Annotated in this window: 19 protein-coding genes and 1 tRNA gene; 12 read left to right on the top strand and 8 right to left on the bottom strand. The window is 73.7% G+C overall.

Annotated elements, in window-relative coordinates:
• Window positions 1-135 precede the first annotated feature (135 nt).
• Complete coding sequence (locus AB0D10_RS31680; RefSeq protein WP_360262396.1) at window positions 136-1,080, top strand: sigma-70 family RNA polymerase sigma factor; 945 nt, start codon at window positions 136-138, stop codon at window positions 1,078-1,080.
• A gap of 71 nt (window positions 1,081-1,151) precedes the next feature.
• On the opposite strand, the gene AB0D10_RS31675 is transcribed toward AB0D10_RS31680, so the two are convergent.
• On the bottom strand, window positions 1,152-1,697 hold the full coding sequence (locus tag AB0D10_RS31675; protein WP_360262395.1) for a DinB family protein: 546 nt from the start codon (window positions 1,695-1,697) through the stop codon (window positions 1,152-1,154).
• A gap of 153 nt (window positions 1,698-1,850) precedes the next feature.
• Window positions 1,851-2,426: a nucleosidase gene (locus AB0D10_RS31670; RefSeq protein ID WP_360262394.1), complete on the bottom strand. Its 576-nt coding sequence runs from the start codon at window positions 2,424-2,426 to the stop codon at window positions 1,851-1,853.
• A 493-nt stretch (window positions 2,427-2,919) separates the two neighbouring features.
• On the opposite strand from AB0D10_RS31670, the gene AB0D10_RS31665 reads away from it, so the two are divergent.
• The 10 genes from AB0D10_RS31665 (at window position 2,920) to AB0D10_RS31620 (ending at window position 16,472) form a co-directional block, all read left to right on the top strand.
• On the top strand, window positions 2,920-4,317 hold the full coding sequence (locus AB0D10_RS31665; RefSeq protein WP_360262393.1) for a hypothetical protein: 1,398 nt from the start codon (window positions 2,920-2,922) through the stop codon (window positions 4,315-4,317).
• A gap of 22 nt (window positions 4,318-4,339) precedes the next feature.
• On the top strand, window positions 4,340-5,293 hold the full coding sequence (locus AB0D10_RS31660; protein WP_360262392.1) for a glutamate ABC transporter substrate-binding protein: 954 nt from the start codon (window positions 4,340-4,342) through the stop codon (window positions 5,291-5,293).
• A 357-nt stretch (window positions 5,294-5,650) separates the two neighbouring features.
• Window positions 5,651-7,012, top strand: coding sequence for a hypothetical protein (locus AB0D10_RS31655; RefSeq protein ID WP_360262391.1), 1,362 nt, complete (start codon window positions 5,651-5,653; stop codon window positions 7,010-7,012).
• A 5-nt stretch (window positions 7,013-7,017) separates the two neighbouring features.
• Window positions 7,018-9,636, top strand: a complete 2,619-nt coding sequence (locus AB0D10_RS31650; RefSeq protein ID WP_360262390.1) for a tetratricopeptide repeat protein — start codon at window positions 7,018-7,020, stop codon at window positions 9,634-9,636.
• A gap of 3 nt (window positions 9,637-9,639) precedes the next feature.
• A complete protein-coding gene (locus tag AB0D10_RS31645; RefSeq protein ID WP_360262389.1) occupies window positions 9,640-10,947 on the top strand; it encodes a PP2C family serine/threonine-protein phosphatase in 1,308 nt (435 codons plus the stop codon).
• A gap of 108 nt (window positions 10,948-11,055) precedes the next feature.
• A complete protein-coding gene (locus tag AB0D10_RS31640) occupies window positions 11,056-12,411 on the top strand; it encodes a VWA domain-containing protein (protein WP_360262388.1) in 1,356 nt (451 codons plus the stop codon).
• A gap of 73 nt (window positions 12,412-12,484) precedes the next feature.
• Window positions 12,485-13,750, top strand: a complete 1,266-nt coding sequence (locus tag AB0D10_RS31635) for an FHA domain-containing protein (protein WP_360262387.1) — start codon at window positions 12,485-12,487, stop codon at window positions 13,748-13,750.
• A gap of 156 nt (window positions 13,751-13,906) precedes the next feature.
• On the top strand, window positions 13,907-14,824 hold the full coding sequence (locus AB0D10_RS31630) for an ABC transporter ATP-binding protein (RefSeq protein ID WP_360262386.1): 918 nt from the start codon (window positions 13,907-13,909) through the stop codon (window positions 14,822-14,824).
• Window positions 14,821-15,966, top strand: coding sequence for an ABC transporter permease (locus AB0D10_RS31625; protein ID WP_360262385.1), 1,146 nt, complete (start codon window positions 14,821-14,823; stop codon window positions 15,964-15,966). Before AB0D10_RS31630 ends, AB0D10_RS31625 begins: the two co-directional genes overlap by 4 nt.
• A 101-nt stretch (window positions 15,967-16,067) precedes the next feature.
• Window positions 16,068-16,472, top strand: a complete 405-nt coding sequence (locus tag AB0D10_RS31620) for a globin (RefSeq protein ID WP_360262384.1) — start codon at window positions 16,068-16,070, stop codon at window positions 16,470-16,472.
• A 140-nt stretch (window positions 16,473-16,612) separates the two neighbouring features.
• On the opposite strand, the gene AB0D10_RS31615 is transcribed toward AB0D10_RS31620, so the two are convergent.
• From AB0D10_RS31615 to AB0D10_RS31595, 5 genes are all read right to left on the bottom strand, one after another.
• Window positions 16,613-17,305 (bottom strand): hypothetical protein, encoded by a 693-nt coding sequence (locus AB0D10_RS31615; RefSeq protein ID WP_360262383.1) that lies wholly within the window; start codon window positions 17,303-17,305, stop codon window positions 16,613-16,615.
• Between the two features lie 56 nt (window positions 17,306-17,361).
• Window positions 17,362-17,850, bottom strand: a complete 489-nt coding sequence (locus tag AB0D10_RS31610; protein WP_360262382.1) for a thioesterase family protein — start codon at window positions 17,848-17,850, stop codon at window positions 17,362-17,364.
• Window positions 17,851-17,978: 128 nt separating this feature from the next.
• The gene (gene ettA, locus AB0D10_RS31605; RefSeq protein ID WP_360262381.1) at window positions 17,979-19,643 is read right to left on the bottom strand and encodes an energy-dependent translational throttle protein EttA; all 1,665 of its coding nucleotides are present in this window, start codon (window positions 19,641-19,643) and stop codon (window positions 17,979-17,981) included.
• A 324-nt stretch (window positions 19,644-19,967) separates the two neighbouring features.
• Window positions 19,968-21,407, bottom strand: a complete 1,440-nt coding sequence (locus AB0D10_RS31600; protein ID WP_360262380.1) for a Cys-Gln thioester bond-forming surface protein — start codon at window positions 21,405-21,407, stop codon at window positions 19,968-19,970.
• Between the two features lie 353 nt (window positions 21,408-21,760).
• Window positions 21,761-22,372, bottom strand: a complete 612-nt coding sequence (locus AB0D10_RS31595; protein ID WP_360262429.1) for a single-stranded DNA-binding protein — start codon at window positions 22,370-22,372, stop codon at window positions 21,761-21,763.
• 643 nt (window positions 22,373-23,015) lie between these two features.
• Here AB0D10_RS31595 and AB0D10_RS31590 point away from each other — a divergent pair.
• Window positions 23,016-23,091: transfer RNA gene (locus AB0D10_RS31590), tRNA-Arg, on the top strand.
• A 269-nt stretch (window positions 23,092-23,360) separates the two neighbouring features.
• On the opposite strand, the gene AB0D10_RS31585 is transcribed toward AB0D10_RS31590, so the two are convergent.
• Window positions 23,361-23,972 (bottom strand): TetR/AcrR family transcriptional regulator, encoded by a 612-nt coding sequence (locus AB0D10_RS31585; RefSeq protein ID WP_360262379.1) that lies wholly within the window; start codon window positions 23,970-23,972, stop codon window positions 23,361-23,363.
• Window positions 23,973-24,038 lie beyond the last annotated feature (66 nt).

The following is a 24,038-nucleotide window of genomic DNA, read 5'->3' as shown; positions in this document are numbered from 1 at the left end:
CGCGGGCCCACCGTTCGCCGGGTCGTTCGTCACGGTCGTCTCCGATGCGTCCCAGGCGGGGAGTTGATCTCCCTGCCGCAGCCGTTGTTGGGTGGCTCCTGCTGCCCTGCCCCCGGCGACGAAGGAACGTGACACGTGGACGACGCGGTGGACGAGAACGTGGACGAGAGGTCTGCCCGGACCGTGCTCTTCGAGGAGCAGCGCCCGCACCTGCGCGCGGTCGCGTACCGGATGCTCGGGTCGGTCAGCGAGGCCGAGGACGCCCTGCAGGAGGCGTGGCTGCGGTACGACCGCACCGACACCTCGGAGGTGGCGAACCTCGCCGGCTGGCTGACCACGGTGGTCTCGCGGGTCTGCCTGAACCTGCTGCGCACCCGCGCGCTGCGCCGCGAGGAGCCGCTGGAGCCAGCCGGGCCGGGCGGCGAGCCGGGGCCGCCGCGCATCCCGGACCCGCTGCTGCGGCGCGAGGGCGTGGCGGACCCCGAGCAGGAGGTGATGCTCGCGGATTCGGTGGGGCTGGCGCTGATGGTGGTGATGGAGTCACTGTCGCCGGCCGAGCGGGTCGCCTTCGTGCTGCACGACCTGTTCGCCGTGCCATTCGACGAGATCGCCCCGTTGATCGAGAGGACGGCGGCGGCGACCCGCCAGCTGGCCAGCCGGGCCCGCCGCAAGGTGCAGGGGCAGGCGCCCGCGCCGGACCCGGACCTCGGGCGGCAGCGGCTGGCCGTGGACGCCTTCTTCGCTGCCGCCCGCGACGGCGACCTGGACGCGCTGGTCGCGGTGCTCGACCCGGACGTGGTGCTGCGCTCGGACGGCGGGGCGGTGCCGGCCCGGCACACGGTGGTGCTCTCGGGCGCCGCCACGGTGGCCGGCCAGGCCGTCCTGTGGGGCACGCTGTCGCCGTTCGCCCGCCCGGCGCTGGTCAACGGCACCGCGGGGGCCGTGGTGATCGGCGACAACGGGCGGGCGCTGTCGGTCATGGCGTTCACGGTCGTGGACGGCGCGATCGTCGCGATCGACGTGCTCACCGACCCCGAGCGGCTGGCCGCGCTGGACCTCTCGGACTTCCGGGACCGGTAGGTGCCCGGAGCGGGCCGGAACGGACGGGGATGGGGGTGGGCGGGCGACCGCCCACCCCCACCCGGCCGCGGTCAGCGCCCGACCGCGCCGTCCAGCTGTTCGCGGATGATGTCCGCGTGCCCGGCGTGCCGCCCGGTCTCCTCGATCATGTGGACCAGGACCCACCGCAGCGACGGCCCCTCGGCGGCGTCCGGCCGCAGGGAGCGCACGCCCGGCCGGTCGAGGTCCGGGGCGGCCGCCGCCACCGCGTTGGACCGGGCGATCGCGTCGCGGTAGGCGGCGACCTCGCCGGCGACGGTCGCGCCGTCCAGCGGGACGTCGTCCGACTCGCGCGGCTTCTCGCCCTCGCCCTGGTAGGCCCACGCGAACCAGTTGTGCTCGACCACGGTCAGGTGCCGCACCAGCCACAACAGGCTGGTGCCGGAGGCGACGCCGGGGCGCCGGGCGTCTTCGTCGGAGAGCCCCTCGACCTTGGCGATCACCGCCCCGCGCAGGTAGTCGAGGAAGGCCAGCAGGGTGGTGGGCTCGTCCGCGTTGGTGCTCGGCGGGCGGGTGTCGGTGAGCTTGCTCGGCACGGTGGCCGCGGCGCTCCCGGCGTTCTCGGTGTTCTCTGTCACCGCGCCACCCCAGCCATCACCCGCGCTGCGGAACACGGGGTTTGAACGTCCGTCACCGATCGCCGCCACCGGCCGGCGTCACCACCCCGGGCCACCGGCCGGCGTCACCACCCCGGGCCACTGCCCCGTCACCACCCCGGGCCGCTGCCCCCGTCACCAGCCCTGCGCCGCGACCCAGTCCGCGAGGTGCCGGGCGCAGTCGTCGACCGACTCCCGCCAGCTGTGTACGGCGCCCTCCCCCGCCTCGTCGCTGACGTGCTTGACCAGTCGCACCGGCACCCCGGCCCGGTGGGCGACGGTGGCGACGGCGTAGCCCTCCATGTCGACCAGGTCGGCGTGCTCGGCGAGCCGGTCGCGGGCGGCCGGGTCGGAGATGAACAGGTCGCCGGTGGCCAGGACCGGCCCGTCGCCCTTGCCGATGACCAGCGGAGCGCCGTACTGGCGTCCGGTGAGCGCCTGCAGGGCGGCCGTGTCGAGGTCGTGCTGGATCACCTGGACCACGTGGTGGGTGCCCTCCCAGCCGGGGCGCAGCGCGCCGGCCGTGCCCAGGTTGATCACCTCGGCGGGCTTCTGCCCGTGCGCGAGGACGGCGGCCAGGGCGGCGGCGGCGTTGACCTTCCCGATCCCGGTGAGCAGCACGGGCAGTCGGTCGTCCAGGTGGGCGGCCTCCTCACGGACGGCGACGACGAGCAGTGGGCGGTCGGGCGAGATCGTTCCAAGCAGGCGCATGTGTCCATCGTACGGAGCGCGGGGGTGCCGCACCCGGGAGCGCGCGCCCACGAACGGAGCCCCGCGCTCCGTCTGTCGGGGGAACCGCGTAGGGTGCGGCCAGCGTCGGACGGTTCGCCACCTCTCCGCACGGGCGACGCCGTGGATCACGGCACGGACGGCGCCACGGACGACCACCGGACCGCGACCGGACCGCGACCCGGGCGGCGGCGGAGCGGCGGACGGGCGAGCGGGCGGCCCGGGACGCGCGTGCGACCCGTGCGGGGGCGTGCGGGAACCGTGCACGACATGCTCAAGATCGGCGCAAGTCAGGTGTGGCCGGGGGGAGTCGCGGCCATACTGCTGCCATCGGCCGGGCCCCGGGGAACGGGTCCGGCCCCAGGGGAGGATGAGGCGGGTGGCGACACCAGTAGGCAACGGCGCTCCGGGCGCCGCGAACCCGGCACGGCCGGACCGGCCGTCGGGACCACCGGCCGCGGGGGGCGGCGCGCCGGTGCTCGTGAAGCCCGGCCCGCCCCCGGCGGCCGTCCCGGGCGTGGTGCCGGCCCGGCGCTCCGGGGCGCTCGCCCCCACCGGCGTCCGCGCCCGGCTCGCGCAGGCCACCCGGACGGCGCCCGGCCGGCTGCGGCTGGCCGGGGTGGTGCTCGCGGTGGCGACGGTGGCGTTCGGCGGGCTCACCGCCTGGCAGTTGGAGACCAGGGCGCAGGCCGCCGACCGGGTGGTCTCGTACAGTCAGCCGCTCAGTCGGGACGCCGCCGAGATCCACCGCAACCTGGCCGACGCCGCCACCACGGCCGCGACCGGTTTCCTGCTGGCCGGTGCCGAGCCCAAGGACGTCCGGGACCGCTACGAGCACGACCTCGCCACGGCCGCCGAGCTGGTCGCCCAGGCCGCCGCCAGGACCACCGCGACCTCTCCCGCACAGGACTCGCTCGCCCGGCTGAACCAGCAACTCCCGGTGTACGCGGGCCTGGTGGAGACGGCCCGAGCCGACAACCGGCAGGGTATCCCGCTCGGCGGCGCCTATCTGCGGTACGCCTCCGAGCAGATGCAGACCGTCCTGCTGCCGGCGGCCGCGGAGCTGGCCGCCACCGAGAACGACGAGCTGGCGAACGACTACGCGGCGGCCAAGTCGGTGCCGTGGGGGGCGTACGGCCTGGCGCTGATCACCCTGGCGGCACTGGGCTGGGTGCAGCTGACGCTGTTCCGCCGCACCAACCGGGTGTTCAACGTCGGCCTGCTGGGCGCCACCGCCGCCGTGCTGGCCGGGGCACTGTGGCTCACCGTCGCCGGGCTGACCACCGACGCGGCACTGAAGCGCAGCGACAGCGAGGGCGCGACCCCGCTGCGGTCGCTCAACTACGCCCGGGTCGACGTGCTGACCGCCCGGCTCTCGGAGAACCTGCACCTGGTCGCCCGCGGCTCCACCACCAAGTACGCCGACCAGTGGACGAAGGCCACCGAACACCTGGACGGGGCCGCGGTCAAGGGCGATCCGCTGGAACGGCGCACCGGTTCGCTCCCGGAGGCCGTCCGGCTCGCGCCCGCGGCCGCCCAGCAGGACGTCCGGGACGCGGTGCAGCAGTTCGACGAGTGGCACGACCGGCACAACGAGGCCCGGAAGCTGGAGGTCGACGACGCGAACTACCAGGGCGCCCTGGATGCGACCGTGGCGGCCGCGGCCGACGCACACACCGCCGACGCGGCCTTCAACGCCACCGACCGGGCGCTCGCCCGGGCCGCCGACATCGAGCAGGGCCGGTTCGAGCAGTCCGCGAAGGGCACCGGCGGGGACCTGCGCACCGCCGCCGCCGCGGCCGCGCTGCTCGGGCTGGTGGCCGCGGCCGCCGCGCTGCGGGGCCTGGGCCGACGACTGGCCGAGTACCGGTAACGGGCAAGGGGGAAACGGACAGATGCGCACGAGAACCGTACGGACCAGGCCCTTCGCCGCCCTGGCACTGCTGGCGGCCGGCGCCGCGGTGCTCGCCGGGGGCGGCCCGGTCGGCGCCGCGCCGACGACCACGACCGCCGCCGGCGCCGCGCCCCGGGCGGCGCAGCAGGAGGAGGGCCCCGCCGACACCTGCGACGTCACCAAGAGCGTGCCGCCGAGCACCGAGGACGGGCCGGCCGTGAAGGCCATCAAGGCCAAGCGCAGCCTGGTGATCGGCGTCGACCAGAACAGCTACCGCTGGGGCGCCCGCAACCCGAACACCGGCCAGATCGAGGGCTTCGACGTCGACCTGGCCCGGGCGATCGGCGCGGCGATCATCGGCGACCCGGACAAGGTGGTGCTCAAGCCGGTGGCGACGGCCGACCGGATCGACGCGATCAAGAAGGGCCGGGTCGACCTGGTCGTCCGCACCATGACGATCAACTGCAAGCGGATGGAGGACGTCGCCTTCTCCAAGCCGTACTTCAACATCACCCAGCGCGTCCTGGTGCCCAAGGCCTCCCCGGCGAAGACCATCGACGACGCGGTCAAGGGCCGGACGGTCTGCGTCGCCGACGGCTCCACGGCCCAGACCGTGGTCAACGGCATGAAGACCGCCGGACAGGTCGTCACCGTCGGGAACCAGCTGGACTGCCTGGTGCTGCTGCAGCTCGGCAAGGCGGACGCCGTCATGACCGACAACGGCCTGGCGGCCGGTCAGGCCGCCCAGGACCAGACGGTGCGGATCGTGGACGGCGAGGCGCAGCCGGAGGTGATCGGCGTCGCCATGCTGAAGGAGAGCCCGGACCTGACCGCCCGGGTCAACCAGGTGCTGGCCGACTACTACGCGCGCGGCGACTGGGCCCGTTCGTACGAGCACTGGCTCAAGCCGTACATGCTCAACGACGCCGACCACTACTGGCCCGGCACGCGCTGAGGACGGAACGCGGGAAAGAGCCGGGTCCGAACCGGGGGACGCGCCCGGGAACGCCGCCGGGGAACGCACGGTGACACGGCCCGGGAAGGGGAACAGGAGGCGGACCGGGAGGCGGGCCCGGAGGCCGACCGGGGGCGCACGGACGACCACCCGAACGACCGCGCCGGGGCACCGTTCGGGCGGCACGGGCCCGGGGCGTTGACACCGTCTTGACGCCCCGCGCCCGTTCCGCCCGAACGGTCACCGGCTAGGGTTCGGGACGATCACCGCGGGGAGACCCGTGGTGGACAGGGGGGTTGTCGTGGGATCGCCCGTCGTACGCGTCGGGATCGCACGCGAGGAAGGAAGGACACCGCGGTGGCGGCATCGGCTGGCCCGGTACTGAGCCGGGAGGAGGTGGACCGCGCGCTGGCGCGCCTCGGCGCGGAGCGGGACGCGGTCGAGTCGGCGCTGCTCGCCCTGCAGGACCACCCGGGCCTGCGGCTGCTGGACGGCGCCGAGCTGTGCGGGCGCACCCTGGAGCGCTGGTCGGTCGCCGGGAAGGGTCTGCCGCTGCTCTGGGCGCTGTTCGACCGCTACTCCGAGGCGTTGGCCTCGGCGCGCGCCGTGCGGGCCCGCAAGGCCAAGCCAGGCGGGCCCGAACTCGCCGAGCTGAGCGAGCTGTTGACCGGTGACGCGGTGACCGTTCCGGGCGGTGCGGTGCCGGACGGTCCGCAACTGCTCGGCGCGCCCGCCAAGCTGGTCGAGCGGATCAGCCTGGACGCGCTGATGACCCGGATGAACTCCTGGTACGCGACCGTGCTGGAGGTGGTCAGCGCCGCCGACGCGGTCTGGTCCGCGTTGCCGGCCCGGATCGACCTGCTGCTGGCCGAGCTCCACCGGGTGCGGACGCTGGCCGGGTCGCTCGGCGTGCGGGCCGGGGGCCACCCGCTGGCCGACGACCTGGTGGCGATCGAGAAGGACCTCACCGAACTGCGCACCGAGGTGCACGGGGACCCGCTGGCGCTGTGGCGCCCGGCCCGGGTGCCCGCCCAGCGCGGCACGGTCCCGGAGGGTTCGGCCTTCGCCGGCCCCGCCGGGGTGGTCGACACCGAGCGGTTCGACCGGGCCGGGCGGGCGCTGGACGGCGTCCGGCTGGAGCTGGAGGACCTGCTGCGGCTGCGCGACGAGGCCGAGGAGCGGCTGCAGGGCGTCGGCGAACTGCTCCAGCGGGCCGACGCCACCCTGGCCGAGGCCCGCCGGGCGCGCGGCGAGGTGCTGGCGAAGATAGCGGCCAGCGACGTCCCGGCGGTGCCCGGCCCGGCCTCGGCGCTGCGCGAGCGGATCGTCGCGGCGCTGGACCTGCGCCAGGCCGGGCAGTGGGGCCGGCTGGCGCCGCTGCTGGACGCGCTGGAGGACGCCGCCGCCAAGGAGCTGGGCCGGGCCCGGCAGTCCCTCACCGAGGTGACCCAGCCGCTGGCCGTCCGCGCCGAGCTGCGCGGCCGGCTGGACGCCTACAAGGCGATGGCGGCCCGGCTGGGGGTCTCCGAGGACCCGGAAGTGATCGAACGGTACGAGAAGGCGCGCTGGCTGCTGTGGAGCGCGCCGTGCGACCTGCGGGCGGCGGCCGCCGCGGTGGCCCGGTTCCAGCAGTCCCTGCGGCCGGCCCAGACCGAGGCCGCGCAGGCTCAGGAGACGGCCGGCCAGTCGCCGGTCGACGGACAGGTTCAGGGGGGCTGAGATTGATGGGCGAGACGTGCGTACGGCCTGACTGTTCCGGCAGCGGCCGGATCGACGCCGACGGCTACTGCGACGAGTGCGGGCTGGCCCCGGCGGGCGGGACCACCGCGACGGCCGGGGCGTCCGCGGCGGGAACGGCAGCAGGAGCAGCCGCCGGGCCGGCGACGGGAGCGCCGGCGGGGGCCGGTGCCGTCGGCCCCGGGTCGGCCTGCCCGCGCGACTGCTCCGGCACCGTCGACACGGACGGCTACTGCGACGAGTGCGGCCTCACCCCGCCCGGCCCCGACACCGGCGTCACCCAGCCCTACATCCCGTCCGCCCGGGTCTCCTCCGCGGCCTCCGGGCGCAGCGGCTCGGTCCGCTCGACCCGCAGCGGCTCGGCCCGCTCGATGTCCGGCCGTTCCCGCTCGCACCGCTCGACCCGCACCGGCAGCAGCCGCTCGGTCTCGGTGCGTTCCACCCGGGGCAGCAGCAGCGCGGGCACCCGCAACCGGCTGGGCGCCGGCCTGGTCACCGTGCCGACCGTCGAGACGGCCGATCCGGCCGGAGCGGTGCTGGCCGACCCCGAGGTGCCCGAGCGCAAGCGGTTCTGCTCCAAGTGCGAGGCCCCGGTGGGCCGGGAGAAGAACGGCCGCCCGGGCCGCCCGGACGGCTTCTGCACCAAGTGCGGCACGCCGTACTCGTTCACGCCCAAGCTGCGCCGGGGGGACCTGGTCGGCGGGCAGTACGAGGTGGTGGGCTGTCTGGCGCACGGCGGGCTCGGCTGGATCTACCTGGCGGTGGACCGGCGGCTCGACGACAAGTGGGTGGTCCTCAAGGGCCTGCTGGACACCGGGGACGAGGACGCGCTGGCCGCGGCCGTCGCCGAGCGGCGTTTCCTGGCCGAGGTGGACCACCCGAACATCGTCCGGATCATCAACTTCGCCGAGCACCCGGACCTGCGCACCGGTGCCACCGACGGCTACATCGTCATGGAGTACGTCGGCGGCAAGTCGCTCAAGGACATCGCCAACGACCGCCGCACCCCGGACGGCCGGCGCGAGCCGCTGCCGGTCGAGCAGGCGATCGCGTACGCCCTGGAGGCGCTGCCCGCCCTGGGCTACCTGCACGGCCGGGGCCTGGTGTACTGCGACTTCAAGATCGACAACGCGATCCAGAGCGGTGACACGCTCAAGATCATCGACATGGGCGCCGTCCGCCGCCACGACGACGACGGCCCGATCTACGGCACCATCGGCTACCAGGCCCCGGAGATCGCCACCGACGGCCCCTCCCCCGCCTCCGACCTGTACACCGTGGCCCGCACCCTCGCGGTGCTCACCTTCGACTTCCAGGGCTACAGCGGCACCCACCGCGACTCACTGCCCGGGCCGGAGGACGTCGAGGTCTTCGCCCGGTACGAGTCCTACTACCGCCTGCTGGTGCGCGCCACCGACCCGGACCCGGCCCGCCGCTTCTCCTCCGCCGAGGAGATGGCCGACCAGCTGACCGGCGTGCTGCGGGAGATCCTGGCCCTCCAGAACGACCGCCCCTACCCGGCACCCTCCACCCTCTTCGGCCCCGAACTTCGCGTCGTGGACACCGAGTTGGTGCTGCCCACCGAACAGGCCGGGCAGCTCCGGGTGGCCGGCCTGGACCCGGCCGGCGCCGCCCTCGCCCTGCCCATCCCCCGGGTGGATCCGGGCGACCCCAACGCCGGCTTCCTCGCCACCCTGCTCTCCCCCGACCCCGAGGAGGCGCTCGTCGCCCTGGCGGGCGCGCCCGTCGTCTCGGTGGAGAGCCGGCTGCGCGAACTGCGCGCCCTGCTCGAACTCGGCCGCCACCGCGACGCCGCGACCCGCCTCGACGAGCTGGAGCGGGACCACCCGGACGACTGGCGGGTGGTCTGGTACCGCGGCCTGACCGCCCTGGTCGGGGCCTGCCCGGACCGCGCCGGCGACGAACCGGCCGGCCCGCCCCGGGCGGCGGACCCCGAGCACCCCGAGGCGGACGGACGGGACACGGCCCTGCGGGCCGGCGCCGAGGCCTTCGACGCGGTCTACGACGCCTTCCCCGGTGAGGCCGCGCCCAAGCTGGCCCTCGCCATCTGCGCCGAACTGCTCGGCGACAGCGGCGACGCGGCCGAGTTCTACCGGCTGGTGTGGGCCACCGACCAGGCCTACCTGAGCGCCGCCTTCGGGCTGGCGCGGGTCCGGCTCGCCGAGGACGACCGCTCCGGTGCGGTCCGCGTCCTGGAGTCCGTCCCGGCCACCTCCAGCCAGTACACCGCCGCCCGGATCGCCGCCGTCCGGGCCCGGCTGCGCGAGCGCCCCGCCACCGACGAACTGGCCGGTGACCTCGGCGCGAGCTCCGCGCAGCTGACCGCGCTGCGGCTGGACGACCGCCGCCGCGAGGAGCTCTCGGTCGAGGTGCTCGGCGCGGCCCTCGGCTGGATCGGCGCCGGGTCGGCCGGGGCCGGGCCGGCTGCCGACCTGGTGGTACTGGGACGTCCCGCACAGGAGCGGGAACTGCGCTTCGCCCTGGAACAGTCCTACCGGGTACTCGCCCGGTTGGCCGACCGGGCGGAGATCAGGATCGAGATGGTGGAGCGGGCCAACCGTGCCCGTCCCAGGACGTGGGTGTAGCCGATGCCGCAGCAGACCGAGTGCCCGAGCTGTTCCGAGCCGATGGACCGTGAGGACGCCTACTGCGGCTCCTGCGGGGCCGGTCGGGACGGCCGGGCCGCCCCGGGCGCGATGCCCGCGGGCTGGGCCGCCGCCCGGGGTGAGGCCGTACCGCAGCAACGCGGACCGGTCTGCGTGCACTGCGGGCAGCCGCAGGTCACCGCGGACGGCTACTGCGAGGGCTGCGGCGGCGCCCAGCCGCGCCCGCGCGACCACATGGAGAAGGCGCTCGCGGGCGTCGCCGGGGTCAGCGACCGCGGCGTGCGCCACCACCGCAACGAGGACAGCTTCACCGTCGCCGCGAGCTCGCTGCCCGGCGGCGAACCGGTCGTGGTCGCCGTGGTGTGCGACGGCGTCTCCTCCTCCGACCGCCCGGACGAGGCCTCGGCGACCGCCGTCGACGCCGCCTCCGAGTCGCTGCTGACCTCGCTGGAGGCCGGCCGGGACCCGAACGAGGCGATGCGTTCGGCCGTCGCCGACGCCGCCAAGGCCGTCGCCGACCTGGCGACCGACGGCGCCGGCCCCACCCGGCCCGACCTCAACGCGCCCGCCTGCACCTTCGTCAGCGCGATAGCGGTGGGCAGCCGGGTCACCATCGGCTGGGTCGGCGACACCCGCGCGTACTGGATCCCGGACGACCGCGCCGCCGCCGAGCCCTTCCGGCTCACCCAGGACGACTCCTGGGCGGCCCGGATGGTCGAGGCCGGGCTGATGAGCGAGGCCGAGGCCTACGCCGACCCGCGCGCGCACGCGATCACCGGCTGGCTCGGCGCCGACGCCGAGGAGGTCGTGCCGCACACCCTCGACTTCACCCCGCACGTCCCCGGCGTGGTGCTGATCTGCACCGACGGGCTGTGGAACTACGCCGAGGCGGCCACCGACCTGGCCTACTACGTGCGCCCGGACGCCCGCGCCGAACCGCTGGCGACGGCCCAGACCCTGGTGAAGTTCGCGGTCGCCGCCGGCGGCCACGACAACATCACCGTCGCGGTGCTGCCGATCGACCCGCCCGCCGTGCCCGTCGAGGAGGCCGACCCGACCCCCACGGCGCTGGACCTGCCGGTGCTGGAGCGCCCGGGGCCGGCCGCGCGCCCGGTCCCGGAGGACGACGAGGACCACGACCCGACCCTGCCGGACATCCCGGTGATCGGCTCCCCCGCCGCCCCGCTGCCCCCGGCACCGCCGGTACCGCCCGCACCGCCGGCGGTCCCGCCGGCACCGCCCGCCGCGCCGCCCGTCCCGCCGCTGCCGCCGCACCCGCCGACGGCCTGACCCGCCGTCCGACCGCCGGCACGGCGCCACGGTCCGCCGGCCCGGCCGGCGGACCGCCCCGCGTCCTGATCGCATCCACCCCCTCACCCGACGGGAGCCGACCGCCCCATGGCAACACTGGCGAAGCCGAACCTGCCCAGGTTCGACGTGGAGATCTTCCAGAACGAGTACCTGGCCGACGGCGCCCGCGAGGTCAACGCCATCGTCACCGTCACCTCGACCGGCGGAGGCACCTCCGGCGGCCGCCCGCTCGGGATCGCCGACGCCGGGCCGGCCGGGGCCGAGGCGGCCACCGCCGTGGTGGTCCTGGTGGACTGCTCGGGGTCGATGGACTACCCCAAGAGCAAGATCAACGGCGCCCGGGAGGCCACCGCCGCCGCCATCGACGCGCTGCGCGACGGCACCGCCTTCGCCGTGGTCGCCGGCACCCACGAGGCCCGCGACATCTACCCCGGCGACGGCACCCTCGCCACCGCCTCCGCCGCCACCCGCGAGCAGGCCAAGGAGTCGCTGCGCCGCCTCACCGCGGCCGGCGGCACCGCGATGGGCACCTGGCTGGCCAAGGCCGACAAGCTCTTCCTGACCCGCCGCGACATCGCCATCCGGCACACCATCCTGCTCACCGACGGCAACAACGAGCACGAGTCGGCGGAGGACCTGGCCCGCACCATCGAACGGGTCACCGGCCACTTCACCGCCGACTGCCGAGGCGTGGGCACCGACTGGCGGATCGACGAACTGCGCACGATCTCCTCGGCACTGCTCGGCACCGTCGACATCGTCGCCGAGCCCTCCGGCCTCGCCGAGGACTTCCGCTCGATGATGGCCGGCGCGATGGGCAAGCAGGTCGCCGACGTCGCGCTGCGGATCTGGACCCCGGCCAACGCCACCGTGAAGTTCGTCAAGCAGGTCGCCCCCGCCGTCGAGGACCTGACCGCCCGCCGAACCGAGGCCGGGCCCCGGGCCGGCGACTACCCCACCGGCTCCTGGGGCGACGAGAGCCGCGACTACCACGTCTGCGTGCAGGTCCCGGCCGCCGTGATCGGCAGCGAGATGCTCGCCGCCCGGATCAGCCTGGTGCTGCCCCCGCAGGTCGGCAGCGGCACCCCCGAGGTGCTCAGCCAGGGCCTGGTCAAGGCGGTCTGGACCGACGACCTGGCCTCCTCCACCCGGATCAGCCCGCAGGTCGCCCACTACACCGGGCAGGCCGAGCTCGCCTCCTCCATCCAGGAGGGCCTGGAGGCCCACCGCGCCGGCGACGTCGACCGCGCCACTGCCAAGCTGGGCGCCGCCGTCCGGATCGCGCACGCGACCGGGAACGAAGGCACGTTCAAGCTGCTGCAGAAGGTGGTGGACGTGGTGGACCCGAAGGAGGGTACGGTTCGGTTCCGTAAGAACGTGAGCGAGGCCGACTCGATGACCCTCGAGACCCGGTCCACCAAGACGGTACGTGTGAAGAAGTGACCGCTGAAGACGTGACCGGGCCGGCACCCCGGCGCGGCGCCGCACCGAGCCGGCCCGAAACGAGGGGGACCTGATGCCGATCTGCCCGAGGGGCCACGAGTCGCAGGCCGAGGACTGGTGCGACTTCTGCGGCTTCCCGATGACCCCGCCGGCCCCGGCACCGGGCGCCCACGGGGGCTACCCGGGCGCGCCCGGCGCACCCGCCGGGCACCCGGAGCACGGCGGTGCGTCGTACGGCCCGCCGCCGGTTCCCCCGACCGCGCCGCCCGGGGCCGTGCCCCCGCCGCCGCCCGCTCCCTTCCCGCCCGCGGGCCCGACGCCCCCGCCGGGCGCCTACCCTCCCCCCGGCGCCTACCCGCCGCCCGGGGCCTACCCGCCCGCCGGCCACGCGGCGGCGCAGGGCCTCACCGAGGGCCTGACCGTCTGCCCGATCTGCCGCAGCCCGCAGACCGGCCGGTTCTGCGAGGAGTGCGGCTACGACTACGAGCTCTCCACGCCCTCGCACCGCCAGGCCCCGGCCGCCGGCGCGCCCGCGCCCGGCCCGGCCCAGCCGCCCCCGCTGAACATCCCGGCGGCGTACGGCGGCGCCCCGCAGCAGCCGCAGTCCCCGTACGGCCAGGCACCGCACGAGCAGGCGTCGCACGAGCAGGCCCCCGGCCGGCAGGCCGTCGCCCCGCCCGTCCCGCAGCAGTCGCAGGCCCCGGTGCAGCCGCACACCTACGGCCACCCGCCCGTCGGCGGGCAGCAGGGGACCGCGCCGGAGGCCGCGTTCCCCGAGGCCCCGGTCCGCGAGGACTCCGGCCCGGTGTACGCCCAGCCGGCCGGCCCCGGCCCGAACAACCGCGGCGGCGACTTCGGCACGTCCTTCCACCTCGCCCCGCCGCAGCCGCAGCACCCCCAGCACGAGGCCGCCCCGGCCGAGCCGGTACGGACCACCTGGATCGCCGTGGTCGCGGCCGACCGGGACTACTTCACCGACATGATGGCCCGCAGCGGCCCCGAGGCGGCCGGCCTGTTCTTCCCGCCGTACTGCCCCGAGCGCCGCATCCCGCTGACCGGCCGCGGCCAGCTGCGGATCGGCCGGCGCAGCCAGCACCGGGGCACCGTGCCGGAGATCGACCTGTCCGTTCCCCCGGAGGACCCGGGCGCCTCGCACCAGCACGCGCTGCTCGCCGAGCAGGCGGACGGCAGCTGGGTGCTGGTGGACCAGGACTCGACCAACGGCACCACCATGAACGGCGGCGCGGAGCCGGTCGCCCCGCACACCGCGGTGCCGCTGAACGACGGCGACCGGATCCACATCGGCGCCTGGACGACCATCACGGTGCACCGCGCCTGACACATCCCTGAGCGTGCGTCAGCGACAACTCCGGCCGGGCCGGGCGGAATTCAACATTTCGCCCGGCCCGGCCTTTCTTCCCGGTTCCTCAAAGGATCCCCAAATCCCGGTCCACGGCGTGCACAGGACGCCCCGGAACCCCTATTCTCAGGGCACATGACTGCAGCTATATCCGCCGACGGCATCCGTCAGCGGTACGGGGATGTGCAGGCCGTCGACGGGGTGTCCCTCACCGTCGAGGCCGGCGAGTTCTACGGGATCCTGGGCCCCAACGGCGCCGGGAAGACCACCACCATGGAGATCCTGGAAGGCGTCCGGAAACCGGACGAGGGCCGGGTCGAGCTGCTGGGGATGGCTCCCTGGCCGCGCAATCCGAAGCTGCTGCCGCGAATCGGCGTGCAGTTCCAAGCCTCCGCCTTCTTCCGGAAACTGACGGCCCGGGAGACCATCCGCACCTTCGCGTCGTTCTACGGGGTCGGCCCCAAGCGGGCCGACGCGATGCTGGAGCGGGTCGGTCTCGCCGACAAGTCCGAGGCCCTGACCGACCAGATGTCCGGCGGCCAGGCCCAGCGCCTGTCGATCGCCTGCGCGCTCGCCCACGACCCTGAGCTCGTCTTCCTGGACGAGCCCACCACCGGTCTGGACCCGCAGGCCCGGCGCAACCTCTGGGACCTCCTGCGCGACATCAACGCCGAGGGCCGCACGGTCGTGCTCACCACGCACTACCTGGACGAGGCCGAGGTGCTCTGCGACCGGGTCTCGATCATGGACCACGGGAAGATCCTGCACACCGGCGCCCCGGCGGCGCTGATCCGCGAGATCGACGACACCGTCCGGATCAGCGTGGCCTCCGGCCAGCTGCCGGTCGACCGGGCCCGCGAGCTGCTGACCGCGGGCGGCGCCGACATCGCCACCCTGGAGGACGACACCGTCTCGCTCTCCGTCTCCACCCGCCTTCCGGGCCCGGTGCTCAGCGTCCTGGCCGAGCAGAACGCGCTGCGCGGCCTCGAAGTGCGCGGCGCCACCCTGGAGGACGTCTTCCTCCAGCTGACCGGACGGGAGTTCCGCGCATGACCGCCACCACCCCCACCGAGCCGAAGGTCCCCGCCCAGCGGGGCGGTCCGGCCGGCGCCACCGGCGAGCGGGAGCGGGTCAGCGCGTTCTGGAGCCTGTCCCGCGCGATGCTGCTCGGCATGAAGCGCGACCGCACCGCGACCTTCTTCATCCTGCTCTTCCCGCTGGTGTTCCTGGTCTTCTTCGGCACCGTGACCAAGGGCGCCGGCAGCCCGCACGCCAAGGTGGCGCAGATCGGCGCGGTGAAGCTGTTCGACTCGATGCAGGGCGACGCCCGGTCCGGGCTGAACGAGGTCCTCACCATCACCAGGACCGATGACGAGGCGGCCACGCTGGAGAAGGTCCGCAAGGGCGACTTCGACGCGATGATCACGCAGGGCCCGGACGGCAAGGTCGAGCTGCGCTACAGCGCCGCCGACACGGTCCGCGCCGGCGCGCTCCAGGGCATCCTCAACTCGGTGGTCCAGAGCGCCAACCAGGCGGCCACCGGCCAGCCGCCGGCCTACGTGCTGGACGCCCAGCAGGTCGAGGACAAGTCGCTCAAGCCGATCCAGTTCCTCACCCCCGGCCTGCTCGGCTGGGCCGTCGCCACCGGCGCGGTGTTCGGCGCCGCGCTGACGCTGGTCAACTGGCGCAAGACCAAGGTGCTGCGCCGGCTGCGACTGGCCCCGATCAACGCGGGAACGGTGGTCAGCTCCCGGATCGTGGTCTCGTTGCTGACCGCGCTCCTGCAGAGCGCCGTCTTCCTGGTCGTCGCCACGAGCTTCTTCGGGCTCAAGCTCTCCGGCGACTGGTGGCTGATCATCCCGCTGGTGGCCTGCGCGACGCTCGCCTTCATGTCGATCGGCCTGCTGGCCGGCTCGGTCGCCAAGACCGAGGAGGCCGCCAACGGCATCTCCCAGGTCATCGTGCTGCCGATGTCCTTCCTGTCCGGCTCGTTCTTCCCGCTGGACGGCGCCCCGGGCTGGCTGCAGACCGTCTCCAAGGTCATGCCGCTGCACTACCTGGTCGAGTCCGCCCAGTCGGTGCTGACCCGCGGCGGCGGCGTCATGGACGCCCTGCCGACCATGGGCGGCCTGCTGCTCTTCGCGGCGGCGCTGACCGGGGTCGCCTGGAAGCTGTTCAAGTGGGAGGACGTCTGACGGTCCCGCACCGACGGTCGATCCCGACGGGGTCGTACGCCTCCGGACCCGCGCCCTTGGTCCTGGTGTACGACCCCGTCGGCGTCTGCGACCATGGTCGGGTGAGAGAGATCCGGCGGGGCACGTTGAGCGAGGAGACCTTCTTCGACCAGGTCGGCGGTGAGCCGACCTTCCGACGTCTGGCCCACCTGTTCTACGAGGGCATCGCCGAGGACGAACTGCTGCGGCCGATGTACCCCGAGGACGACCTCGGCCCGGCCGAGGAGCGCATGGCGCTGTTCCTGATGCAGTACTGGGGCGGCCCGCGCACCTACAGTGACCGGCGGGGCCACCCCCGGCTGCGGATGCGGCACGCGCCGTTCAAGGTCGACCGCGCGGCCCACGACGCCTGGCTGAAGCACATGCGGGCGGCCGTCGCGGGCCTGGAGCTGGAGGCCGACCACGAGCGGCAGTTGCTGGACTACCTGACGTACGCCGCCTCCTCGATGATCAACACCGAGGGCTGAGCGGAGCGGCGGCCCTCCCGGGCCGCACCGGCCCCGGATCCTGCCGTCCGCGGATCCTGCCCGCCCTGGATCCTGCCGTCCGCGGATCCTGCCGGCCCCGGCCGCGTCGGCCGATCGGGCGTGCTGCCGGACCGGACGTGCTACCCGACCGGGCTGAGCCCCAGCCCCGCGCCCGGCGCGGCCACGGTGCGCACCGCCACCGAGCCCGCCGGGGCGCTCAGCCGCAGCCAGCCCCCCGCCCGGTGCACGGAGAGCGGGGCACCGGGCTTCAGGAAGCCCATCACGTGCGCGGCGTGCACCGCCCGCAGCGGCAGCTCCGGCAGCACGGACACCGGCCGGGACCAGATCTCGTCGGCCAGCGCGTCCAGCACCGCACGGGTCCGGTGGTGCGCCGGCACGGCCTCGCTGCGCTCGCGGAACTCCCGCACCCCGGCCATGAGTTCCGGGTACACCTCGGCCGCCGGCGGGGCCCCGGCCGGGCGCCAGCCGGTGCGCGGCGGCAGCAGTCCGGCCCAGGCCGGGCCGGTCACCGGCGCGGGCAGCGCGACGGTGCCCTCCTCGTCGTCCACGCCGTCCAGCAGTCGGCCCGCCGAGACGGTCAGGTCCACCGCCTCGTCGAGGCCGCCCAGCCGCGCGGTCCGGATCGCCAGCGCGCCCGAACCGCCCAGCGGCAGCCGCCCGAAGACCGCCAGCACACCGTCCCCGCCGCCCGGCCCCACCGCCTGCAGGCGCACCGCGGCCGCCTTGTCGAAGCGCAGCAGGCGCAGCAGGAAGGCGGAGAGGTCGGCGGCCTCCCCGGCGTCGGTCAGGGCGAGGCGGGCGGTGACGGTCAACGCAGCTCAGCTCGAATCATCACGTGGCGGTCGGTCGGCGACGGTGGCAGCGGCGGTCAGACGGCGGCGGGCACGGCGGCGGCCTTCGCCGCGGCGGGCACCGCGGCGGTCCTCGCCTCGGCGGGCTCCTCCATGAAACGGCCGAGGAACTCCCGCTCCACGGGCGAGATCCGGCGCGGCCGGCCCTCGGCCAGGTCGTAGGGCACGACCACGGTGGACGCCCGGACGTACACGGTCTCGGTGCCGTCCTCCGCGACGTCCTTGACCTCGTACGAGACGGTCAGCGCGGCGCCACCGATCTTCGTCACCCAGGTCTCGACGGTGACCGGCTCCGGCCGGTGCACCAGCGGGCGCTTGTAGTCGATCTCGTGGCGCGCCACCACCGAACCGCCCGCGAACTCCCCGGCGCCGGCCGCGGCGGCCTGGGTGAACATGAAGTCGATCCGGGCCTCCTCCAGGTAACGCAGGAAGACCACGTTGTTGACGTGCCCGAAGGCGTCCATGTCGGACCAGCGCAGCGGGCAGGCGTAGATGTGGCGAGCCACGGGTGTTCTCCTCGGTTCCGGTCGCCCGCCGCCGCCGTCTCCTCGCGGACGACGGACGGTGGCGATGGGCCGCGGCCCGGCAGGCCGCCCCGGAGGGCAGTCTGCCGGGCCGTCGTGACAGCTGGGTGTCAGCCTCGGGTCAGCTTCTTGTACGTGGCCCGGTGCGGACGGGCGGCGTCGGCGCCGAGCCGCTCGATCTTGTTCTTCTCGTAGGACTCGAAGTTGCCCTCGAACCAGAACCACTTGCTCTCGCCCTCGTAGGCGAGGATGTGGGTGGCCACCCGGTCCAGGAACCAACGGTCGTGGGAGATGACCACGGCGCAGCCGGGGAACTCCAGCAGGGCGTTCTCCAGCGAGGAGAGCGTCTCGACGTCGAGGTCGTTGGTGGGCTCGTCGAGGAGCAGCAGGTTGCCGCCCTGCTTGAGGGTGAGCGCCAGGTTCAGGCGGTTGCGCTCACCGCCGGAGAGCACACCGGCCGGCTTCTGCTGGTCCGGGCCCTTGAAGCCGAAGGCCGACACGTAGGCGCGGGACGGCATCTCGACCTGGCCGACGTTGATCCAGTCCAGACCGTCGGAGACGACCTCCCAGAGGGTCTTCTTCGGGTCGATGTTGGAGCGGGACTGGTCGACGTAGCTGATCTTGACCGTCTCGCCGACCTTGACCGTGCCGCTGTCCGGGGTCTCCATGTCCTGGAGCATCTTGAACAGGGTGGTCTTGCCGGCGCCGTTCGGGCCGATGATGCCGACGATGCCGTTGCGCGGCAGGGTGAAGCTGAGGTCGTCGATCAGGACCTTCTCGCCGAAGGCCTTGTTGAGGTTCTCGACCTCGATGACGACGCTGCCCAGACGCGGGCCCGGCGGGATCTGGATCTCCTCGAAGTCCAGCTTCCGCATCTTGTCGGCCTCGGCCGCCATCTCCTCGTAGCGGGCCAGACGCGCCTTGGACTTCGCCTGGCGGCCCTTGGCGTTGGAGCGGACCCACTCCAGCTCTTCCTTGAGGCGCTTGGCGCGCTTCGCGTCCTTCTGCCCCTCGACCTTGAGACGCGACTGCTTGGTCTCCAGGTAGGTCGAGTAGTTGCCCTCGTACGGGTAGGCGCGGCCGCGGTCGAGCTCGAGGATCCACTCGGCGACGTTGTCCAGGAAGTACCGGTCGTGGGTGACGGCGACGACGGTGCCCTTGTACTTCTCCAGGTGCTGCTCCAGCCAGTTCACCGACTCGGCGTCCAGGTGGTTGGTGGGCTCGTCGAGCAGCAGCAGGTCGGGGGCCTCCAGCAGCAGCTTGCAGAGCGCGACGCGGCGCTTCTCGCCACCGGAGAGCTTGGTGACCGGCCAGTCGCCGGGCGGGCAGCCCAGGGCGTCCATGGCCTGCTCCAGCTGGGCGTCCAGGTCCCAGGCCTCGGCGTGGTCCAGGTCCTCCTGGAGCTTGCCCATCTCGTCCAGCAGCGCGTCCGAGTAGTCGGTCGCCATCAGCTCGGCGATCTCGTTGAAGCGGTTGAGCTTCCCCTTGATCTCCTTGACGCCGTCCTCGACGTTCTCCAGAACGGTCTTGGACTCGTCGAGCGGCGGCTCCTGGAGCAGCATGCCGACGGTGAAGCCGGGCGAGAGGAAGGCGTCGCCGTTGGAGGGCTGCTCCAGGCCGGCCATCATCTTCAGCACGGTGGACTTACCGGCGCCGTTGGGGCCCACGACGCCGATCTTCGCTCCGGGGAGGAAGCTGAGCGTCACGTCGTCAAGGATGACCTTGTCTCCGTGAGCCTTGCGCACCTTGCGCATCGTGTAGATGTATTCCGCCACGTGAGATCGCTCCGGCGTCGTCGGGAGTAATTCGGGTTTCAGCGTTCCATTGTGCCGCACCCGGCCGCGGGTCCCGAACCGCCGTGGTGCCCCTCCGGGGTATCCCCGGCCCCGCCGGCGCGTGCCGGGGCCCGCGCCGGCCGCCTCCCCCTCGAACGCCCGGGCCCGGTCCCGGGCGATCACGGAGGTCGGAGCCCGCGGAACGCGGAAACCCGGCCCCGTGAAACGCAGAGGCCCGGCCCCCCGCAGCGATTGCGGGGGGCCGGGCCGGGCTCTGCGTCAGGGCTTCAGAGGGTCAGCGCCCCCGGGGCCCGCAGAGCCGGGTCAGGCGGTGGTGCGACCGTGGCGGCCGCGGCGACGCAGGACGAAGACTGCGGCGCCACCGGCCACGACCAGGCCACCGGCGACGGCGGCGAGGATCGGGGTCGAGTCATTGGCACCGGTCTGGGCCAGGCCACCGGTGCCCGGGGCGGTGCTGGTCGGAGCCGGGGACGGGTGGCCGGCGCCGGTGCTCGGGGTGCCCGAGGGGGTGCCGGTCGGAGCCGGGGTGCCCGACGGGGTGCCGGTCGGCGTGCCGGTCGGGGTGCCCGTGCCGGTCTGGCAGTCCAGGACGCCCTCGAAGTCGCGGGTGTAGCCGTTCGGGCCGGAGACGGTGATCTTGTAACCGGTCTTCTCGGCGACCTTGACGAGCACGCTCTCGGTCTTGCCCGGCTGGACGGTCACCTGCTGCTTGCCGACCGTGACGGTACCGGCCTCGTCGCCACCGTTGGTGACGGAGACGCGCACGCCGTTGTTGGCGCACTCGACCTTGGCGGTGCTGTCGATCAGCGCGCCCTTGCCCTGCTTCCAGGTGGCTTTGGCCGCGTCCGCGACGTTCAGCTTGGTGGAGCCGGCCAGGATCATGGTCTGGCTGTGGTCCTCACGGGTGTAGCCCTTGCTGAGGAAGACACGGCCGCTGGGGACCACGGTGGAGGCGCTGGCGTTCACCGTGACCGAGCCGTCCGGGGTGCCGGCCGGCACGTCCAGGAACAGCTGGGTGTCCTTGGCGATCGGACCGGCGACCGAGCCGCCGACCGGCTTGTTGTCCTTGTCCAGCAGCTTGACCTTGTCGGCGGCGTCGCCGCTGACGGCCAGCTTCACCTCGGAGGCGCTGGAGTTGAGGGTGAACGGGCCGAGCTTGGCGCCGGACTTGCCGGAGACCGAGTCCGGGCTGAGGCTCAGCGAGGGCTTGGGCTCGGCGGCGATGCCCTTGTTGGCGGCGCCGGTCAGGTAGTCCCGGAGCTTCTTGGCTTCGGGGCTGCGCGGGGTGGCGTTCTTGTTGTCCGAGTACTTCCAGATCGCGGCCTGGGTGCCCGCGGCGGCGTCCTCGGGGGTCAGGCTGCCCGCACCGGCGGCCTTGGCGAGCGCCGTGAGGTCCTTGACCTGCGGGTACGAGTTCTCCAGGATCCAACGGATCTTGGCGGCGGCCTCGACCTTGTTCTTGTCGCCGAGGGAGCTGGAGGCCCAGTCGGACTCCTGGTACTGAATCTTCTTCCGGATGTCGACCGGGAAGCCGAAGTCGATGCAGTAGGTCTGCAGCTCGCCGTCGGCGGTCTTGAGGGTGAACAGGCCGCCGTCGACCGTGCCCTCACCGTCGACGTCGATCTTCTCGCCGAGCATCGTGGGCTGCACCACTGCGGTCACGCCCGAACCCGGGGTGTCCGCCGCGACTGCCGCACCGGCGACGAACAGGCCTCCGCCCAACGCCACGCTGGTCGTGAGCATGACAGTGGTTATCCGGGACAGACTCCGCCCCTGCCTCTTGAACATCTGGGATCCCTCCGGGCCGGGCCGCTCCGAAGGGCAGCCCGCCGACTTGCCGTGCCGCGCGTGCCCCCTGTGGCACTGCTGCGGGTATGAACCAGACGAATCCTATTGACCCCCAGAGGTCCCGAAACCCCCATGCGAAATCAGGACGATTCCGTATCTGGATCGTTATCAATCCCCCCAGATTCCACACAAGCTGACGGTCGACCAGAAAATCTCCGGCCACTTTCCGTTATCCGCCGGGATTGCCCGTGCGGGCACAACGACCTTCTCGATCAACATATTTGTCGACAGGGAAGGTCACCGACCCGTCAGTTCGGCGCATCCGGCCCGACACCTTCCCGATCCCCCTCGGACACCTCCTCCTGCCCACCCGTCACCGACCGCAGGCCCGGCGGCAACGCCCGCGGGCCGGACCCCGGAGCGACCCCCACCGTCACCGCCGGCGCCGCCGCGGCCGCCCTGCGCGCCTCCAGTGCGCTCACGATCCACTCCGGCACCACCTCGGCTCCGGGCTCCGCCCCGGCGTCCGCCCCGGCCGACCTCGCACCTACCGCCGGCTCCCCGCGCACCCCGGCCGCCCAACGGAACGCCGAGGTACCACGGGTGAGGTCGTGTCCGACCGATCGGGCGTCGATCTCCGCCCGGCTGCGCCTCGCCTCCCCGTCCACCCACTCCCGCACTCTCAGCCGACCACTCACCAGCACCGGATCACCCTTGGCCAGCGAGCCGATCAGGTTCACCGCCAGCGCCCGCCGGGCCGTCACCGTCACCCACTGCGTCCCACCGTCCACCCAGCACTGGCGCTGCCGGTCGTACCGCCGCTCGGTGCAGCCGATCCGGAAGGTGGCCGTCGGCACCCCGCCGGAGGTTTCCGCATAGCTCACCTCCGTCGCGACATTGCCGAGCACCGTCACATGCATCTCGTTCACAGCGCACTCTCCGTTCTCGCCGATGCACCGTACGGAATCGACCGGTGCATCCGGAGCGTGCACCTCGGGAGAAATTCGGGCCAGTGACTTCCTAAATCCTGTGGATAACTCGGCCCTGTGGAACAGTTGTCACTCGCAGGGGTGAATTTCAGCCTCCGGGGGGCGCTTCGCCCCCGTCTCTTCGCGGCCATGACAACAAACCCGCTGATCGACGCCGGGGGCCGACGCGCGCCGGAACGCCCGCCGACGACCGTCCGCGCACGTCATCCGACCGGTGCGGCCGCGATTACCGCCCCCCACCCTCGCCGCCGGCGGCACATTCTCCGTGTCGAATCCATAACGGGTGAGGAGGCAGCCCCGTAACGAGTGCACAACGTCCGGCGCCGAAGACTCCCAGACCGCTGCACTCACGGCGTTCACCTGCGATTATCGGACCGCTCCACCAAACCGACACACCAGCGACGGTGTCGTCACACCCGGCCGAGGAACTGGACACCCTTATCCTGTCCCCGACAGGGCGAGGGCCCACCGACCCCCACCCCCACCCCTCGGGCACGGGGCGGACAGCGCGCGCCCAGGCGCTAGCCGCCCGGTCCCGGCCACGGTCACGCCCACCGAGGGTGTCGCCCGTCCCGCCCCCATAGCTCAGCGGATAGAGCACCCGCCTTCTAAGCGGTAGGTCGCAGGTTCGAATCCTGCTGGGGGCACCACCCTGCAATTCCCGCAGGCCGCCACGCCATTCGCGACCATGCGTAGCCGGCCGGGTCCGCCCGGTAATGTCCGGCACCCACCGCGCATAACCCGTGACAATCCGTGTCATGCCCGCTGCGGAAACCCCCGGCCGCCATTGCCGCGCCGCTCCTGGAATCGCCCCGATGGCAATCGCCCGGCCCGGACAATCCCGCCAGGCTCCGCGAACGGCGGAAATCCCGGGCGAATCCCCCACCCGGGAGCATTCCGCCGGCCCGCCGACGACCGGTCAGCCCGCCAGCCCCGCCAGATGGGCGTCCAGCAGGGCGATCTGCCGCGACGGCGGGAACTCCTCCGGGGCGAACAGCGCCTGCACCACCAGCCCGAGCACGAAGGCCTGCGCCCCGGCGGCGACTTCGGCCGGATCGGCCCCCGCCGGGAGCTCCCCGAGCCGCTGGGCGTCCGCGACGAGCTCCGTGAGCGCCACCCGCGAGCGGGCGTAGCGGCCCCCGTGGGCGTCCGTCAGTTCCGGATCGGCCAGGGCGTGGTCCCAGGAGCCGACCCAGATCCGGTTGCCCGCCGCGGCGTCCTCGTCCAGCGGCAGCACGTCCAGCAGCGCCGCCCGCAGCCGGGGCAGTCCGGCGGGCGGCGGCGGGCTGCCGTCGGCGGGCGCGGTGCGCCGGGGCCGTTCGCCCGAGCGCCGGTCCAGCTCCTCCAGGGCGTGCCGCAGCAGTGCCCGCTTGTTCGGGAAGTAGTGCGTCAACAGTCCGGTGGAGGCACCCAGCTCGGCGGCCACCGCGCGCAGGGTCAGTCCCTCGAAGCCCCGGGCGGAAAGCACCCGCCACACCCCCTCGGACACGTCCGAGCGGCGGGCGTCATGGTCTCCACGGGCCGGTGTCATGGGGGCTATCGTACATACCAAACGTTTGTTATGAATGATTCCGACCAGCCGCGCACCACCCGTGAA

The organism is Kitasatospora sp. NPDC048545 (genome assembly GCF_040651155.1).
Classification (GTDB): Bacteria; Actinomycetota; Actinomycetes; order Streptomycetales; family Streptomycetaceae; genus Kitasatospora.
The sequence above is the reverse complement of the archived record's forward strand: the minus strand, read 5'-3'. Positions and strand labels throughout refer to the sequence as shown.